This is a genomic window from Streptococcus sp. SK140, from assembly GCF_000259525.1.
In the GTDB taxonomy this organism is placed as follows: domain Bacteria; phylum Bacillota; class Bacilli; order Lactobacillales; family Streptococcaceae; genus Streptococcus.
Genome location: NZ_AJML01000020.1, coordinates 1 through 5,257 on the forward strand (window position 1 = coordinate 1; position 5,257 = coordinate 5,257).

5 protein-coding genes are annotated in these 5,257 nt (G+C 43.0%); all 5 read right to left on the bottom strand.

Annotated elements, in window-relative coordinates; genetic code table 11:
- Positions 1-380 (bottom strand): sigma-70 family RNA polymerase sigma factor (locus HMPREF1116_RS04990; RefSeq protein ID WP_000891146.1); only part of this gene is annotated, 380 nt, incomplete at its 3' end.
- 205 nt (positions 381-585) lie between these two features.
- On the bottom strand, positions 586-1,197 hold the full coding sequence (gene rpsD / locus HMPREF1116_RS04995; protein WP_000092756.1) for a 30S ribosomal protein S4: 612 nt from the start codon (positions 1,195-1,197) through the stop codon (positions 586-588).
- Positions 1,198-1,391: 194 nt separating this feature from the next.
- A complete protein-coding gene (locus HMPREF1116_RS05000) occupies positions 1,392-2,444 on the bottom strand; it encodes a sensor histidine kinase (RefSeq protein ID WP_000769766.1) in 1,053 nt (350 codons plus the stop codon).
- Positions 2,441-3,139 (bottom strand): response regulator transcription factor, encoded by a 699-nt coding sequence (locus HMPREF1116_RS05005; RefSeq protein WP_000520649.1) that lies wholly within the window; start codon positions 3,137-3,139, stop codon positions 2,441-2,443. Before HMPREF1116_RS05005 ends, HMPREF1116_RS05000 begins: the two co-directional genes overlap by 4 nt.
- A 216-nt stretch (positions 3,140-3,355) precedes the next feature.
- The coding region (locus HMPREF1116_RS05010) for an SSURE domain-containing protein (protein ID WP_000629925.1) at positions 3,356-5,257 on the bottom strand (1,902 nt) is incomplete at its 5' end.

The window sequence follows — 5,257 nt, forward strand, 5'->3', positions numbered from 1 at the left end:
GCTTCTTGCTTATCTTCTGGTAATTTTCTTCTATAAGTATTCAACAATTCATGAAGGGCGTAGTAATCATCCAACCACAATCCTCCTTCTGGTAGGCGATGGCTAATCTCCCCTACTTCTTCGTAGGCCATCCGGTCTAGGCGACGCTTTTGACTCTCTTGTTTTCTGACGCTATCAAGGATTCGATTGCGAAATTTTGTTTTGAAGTAGACGTAGAGTTTCTTTTCTTCTTCCACCAGTTCTGGATGGTGTTCTAAAAGTTCATGGAGACAGATCATTCCCTCTTGGTCCCAATCCTCTTTCTCCCACAGGTGAAGATAGTAATCTTTTCTACATTTATAAACAATTCCTTTTACCTTCTCATAGTACTTCTCAAGCATTTGCTTTCCCCCTTTCTCTGCTTGTAGTATAGCAGTGAAAGGGGGAAAGAAGAGTCGTCTTTCCTATCTTGTGTTTTTTCATGTCTGTAATGTTATTGATTATCAGTTTGTAATTCACATAAAGCTTGCTAGTTTTTCATAGTCTAATTTTCAGACAAAGCAAAAAGCCCACTGTTGTAGGCTTTTTGTAAAACAAATCTTAAAATTAAAGCATTTTGTTGTAGAATTCAACGACAAGGGCTTCGTTGATTTCTGGGTTGATCTCGTCACGTTCTGGCAAACGAGTCAATGAACCTTCCAATTTTTCAGCATCGAATGATACGAATGCTGGACGTCCAAGAGTTGCTTCTACTGCTTCAAGGATAGCTGGAACTTTCAATGATTTTTCACGAACTGAGATCACTTGACCTGGAGTTACACGGTATGATGGGATATCAACGCGTTTTCCGTCAACAAGGATGTGGCCGTGGTTTACGAATTGACGAGCTTGACGACGAGTAGTCGCAAGACCAAGACGGTAAACAACGTTATCCAAACGACGTTCCAAAAGAAGCATGAAGTTGAAACCTAGGATTCCGCCTTTGATTTTTGTAGCTTGTACGAACAAGTTACGGAATTGTTTTTCACCTACACCGTAAGTGAAACGAAGTTTTTGTTTTTCAGCCAATTGCAAACCGTATTCTGACAATTTAGAACGGTTGTTTGGTCCGTGTTGTCCTGGTACGTAGTTACGACGTGCCAATTCTTTACCTGTACCTGTAAGTGAAAGGCCAAGGCGACGAGCTTGTTTCCAAGATGGTCCTGTATAACGTGACATGTAAATGTCCTCCTGATATAAATAATATTTCGGTGGAAATAGTCACTTAGAAAGCCCTGATTCGTGCAGATGCCCTTCGCCTAAACAGCCAAGGTTACTTATTATAAGACACCTGTTGACGAGCTTCATGCTTTCCTGCTGATATTTCACACAAAATCCATTTTACCATGAATGGCTGGATTTGTAAAGGGGGGTTAAGCTTTATTTTCACTACCAGAAAGGTTGAGAAGGAGGGTAAAGGTGCTTCCTAGGCCGTACTGGCTGGTAACTGTGATTTCTCCACCTAATTGATGGGCCAATTCACGCGCAATCGCAAGGCCTAAGCCATGACCACCTGTTTTCATATTACGCGAAGTTTCGACACGATAAAGGCGTTTGAAAATATTCTCCAAGTCCTCTGGGGCAATCCCCTGTCCCTCATCCTTCACACTGATTGAAAGCCGGCTCTTCTCCAGTTTAGCTACCACCTCCAGCTTGGTTCCTGGTGCAGAGTATTTAAAAGCGTTATTAACCAGATTAACCAAGATACGAGAAAGCTTGGCATAATCTCCTTCAATCCGAGCAGACTCAGGAATCACTTGTAAGTGGACATCTCGCTCCTCTTGCTCAATCAAGAACTGAAATTCACTCATGCACTCAATCAAAAGCTGATCCAGAAAAATACTATCTTTGTTAGTCGTTTCCTCCTGATTTCTAGCTGTATTAAGGGTTAAAAAATTCAACTCCTCAACCAGTTTATTAAGCCGTTCTGTCTGGCGTCCAATGGTTGCTAGATAATGGGCTTGTTCTCCTTCCTTGATAACCCCGTCCAAAATCCCTTCTACCGTCGCTTGGATCGAAGTGATGGGAGTCTTGATATCATGCGACAACTGTGCAACCATCAAGCCCTTTTCTCGTTCGCTTTCTTCCAAGGAATCAAAGGTTGCTTGCAAATCATGGGACATTTCATTAAAAGCCTGGCCTAATTGCTGAAATTCCACAGGCCCTTGAACATCAAGATTTGAAGGAAAATCCTTGTCCGCTACTCGCTTGGCATGTTCCTTGAGTTTACCCAATGAAGTAAAGACTGGTGATAGGAGATAGAGACTAATCCCAGCACCAACAAAACTTGCCATGAGAGTCATTCCCACTAGGAAATAAATCTCTCTTTCGTCAATTAACATTCGCTGGACTGCCCAAAAAACTACGATAATCGTTAGGAGTGTTGAAATGATATAACCCACTAGAATATAACTTTTTAATTTCATTGACTACCTCGTGCTTTCTCAATTTTGTAGCCCAAGCCCCAAACAGTTTTGATGGTAGGCGTTTCTGCACTGGCATGTTTAGCCAACTCCTGTCGAAGAGCATGAATATGAACATTTAAGGTATTGGTATCATCCACATAGTCTTCTTGCCAGACCTTTTCATAGAGATCTGTCTTAGAGAAAACCCGCTTTGGATTGCTGGCTAAAAGCCATAGAAGTTCGAAGGATTTGACTGTCAAATCAAGCGCCACATCTCCGACTTGGACCTCATGGCTACCGTGATTCATCCGTAAATCCCCGAGACTGACGACTTCTGCCTCACCTCCACGATGAAGGCGACGCAAGATATTGTGGACACGCAAAACCAGCTCACGAGGGCTAAAGGGCTTGGCAATAAAGTCATCTGCCCCTAAGCTCAGTCCATAAATCTTGTCCTGCTCGCTAGTCTTAGCTGTGATAAAGAGAAAAGGCTGATCTGGAGATTGATACTGGACCTCACTAATCAAATCATAACCATCCATCCGAGGCATCATGATATCTGTAATAATCAAATCAATCGGTTTTCGCTTGAAGATTTCCAAGGCCTCTACTCCATCATGAGCTACCAAAACCTGATATCCTGCCTGAACCAGATAGCGTTGATGAATATCTGTGATTTCTACCTCGTCGTCAACGAGTAAAATTGTCTTTCCCATCTGTCTCTCCTTTGAAAAAAACAGTGCTATACCACAATAGTATAACACTATTTTAATCTCTTTACGAACATTCTAATCGCTATCTGGATTTTTTAAATCCTAGATAGAAAGTCTGTAGCTAGACTAGTCATTTTCCTCTTTTTTAGCTTTCAAACCGAGACCACCTAGCAGTCCAGCCAAGGCGAGTCCAAAGAATCCAATAGTAGCCATTGAGGTTTATGCTTCACCAGTATATGGAAGCATGCCTTTTGGTTCTTTCATTTGATCAGCCATCATTGGACTTGATACCTTATTATTGGATGCCATCTTGCCTTCATCAGACATCTTGCTTGAGGCTGCTGGAGCTTGGTCTTGCTTCATACTTGGAGTTGCCATTAGCTGACTAACATTCATGGTTTTGTCTCGCTCTTTGTTAGGCATCATCTTATCCTGGCTAGCAGCTGGCATTTGAGCTTTCATATTAGAAGCACCTTGATGACTATTCATCATTGGAGTCGGCATAGCTGAACCATTAGAAGATGGAACGAAACCTGACTGCATCGGAATAAGAGACTGATGTCCATTCAAGTTCACTGTCAAATCCTTAGTCGCTACAAGATTGCTCAAATCGGCCTTGCCATCTTTCGCACCATACACTTTAATAGTAGCTTTATAGCTTTGAGTGCCGTTTTGTTTTAAGAGGTCAAGAAGCTCTTTATCTGATTTTCCTTGAGTACCTGCCAAGTCCACTTCATAGAAGTAGAGACCTTTGCCCAATTTTTCTACTGGTGGAAGAGCAGGATTTTTAGCCGAACCGTTGTCTGACCATGGGGCCTTATCGGATGCTTTTAAGATGAGGCGGGTCAACATGCCGTCGCCGGCGAAGAATTCGTATGGAATTACTTGGTTAACTCCGGCTGTGAATGGGCCAGGGAAATTAGCCTTGTCCAAGTAAGTAGCTGGAACATCAACTATATCTTTGGTGTTGTCAGCCACACCTTTTTGAACTTCAGCTGGAGTGGTCAAGCCATTCAAGTTGACATCCAAATCCTTAGTCGCTACGAGGTTAGTCAAATCTGCCTTGCCATCTTTCGCACCGTACACTTTAATAGTAGCTTTATAGCTTTGAGTGCCGTTTTGTTTTAACAAGTCAAGCAGCTCTTTGTCAGATTTGCCTTGAGTATCTGCCAAGTCTACTTCATAGAAGTAAAGGCCTTTGCCCAATTTCTCTACTGGTGGGAGAGCGGGATTTTTGGCTGAGCCGTTATCTGACCATGGAGCCTTGTCGGACGCTTTCAAGATGAGGCGAGTCAACATACCGTCACCTGCGAAGAATTCGTATGGAATCACTTGGTTGACACCGGCTGTAAATGGACCAGGGAAATTGGCTTTATCCAAGTATGTAGCTGGAACATCTACTGTGTCTTTGGTATTATCAGCCACACCTTTTTGCACTTCAGCTGGAGTGGTCAAGCCGTTCAAGTTGACATCCAAATCTTTAGTCGCTACAAGATTGCTCAAATCGGCCTTGCCATCTTTTGCACCGTACACCTTGATGGTAGCTTTATAACTTTGAGTGCCGTTTTGTTTCAAGAGGTCAAGAAGGTCTTTGTCAGATTTACTTTGGGTACCTGCCAAATCTACTTCATAGAAGTAGAGACCTTTGCCCAATTTCTCTACTGGTGGGAGAGCAGGATTTTGGGCTGAGCCGTTATCGGACCATGGGGCCTTGTCTGAGGCTTTCAAGATAAGGCGAGTCAACATGCCGTCACCAGCGAAGAATTCGTATGGAATGACTTGGTTGACACCAGCTGTGAATGGGCCTGGAAAATTGGCTTTGTCCAAGTAAGTAGCTGGGACATCTACTGTGTCTTTGGTGTTATCAGCCACACCTTTTTGTACTTCAGCAGGGGTGGTCAAGCCGTTCAAGTTGACATCCAAATCCTTAGTCGCTACGAGGTTGCTCAAATCTGCTTTGCCATCTTTCACACCGTAAACCTTGATGGTAGCTTTATAACTTTGAGTGCCGTTTTGTTTCAAGAGGTCAAGAAGCTCTTTATCTGATTTACCTTGAGTACCTGCCAAATCCACTTCATAGAAGTAAAGGCCTTTGCCCAATTTCTCTACTGGTGGGAGAGC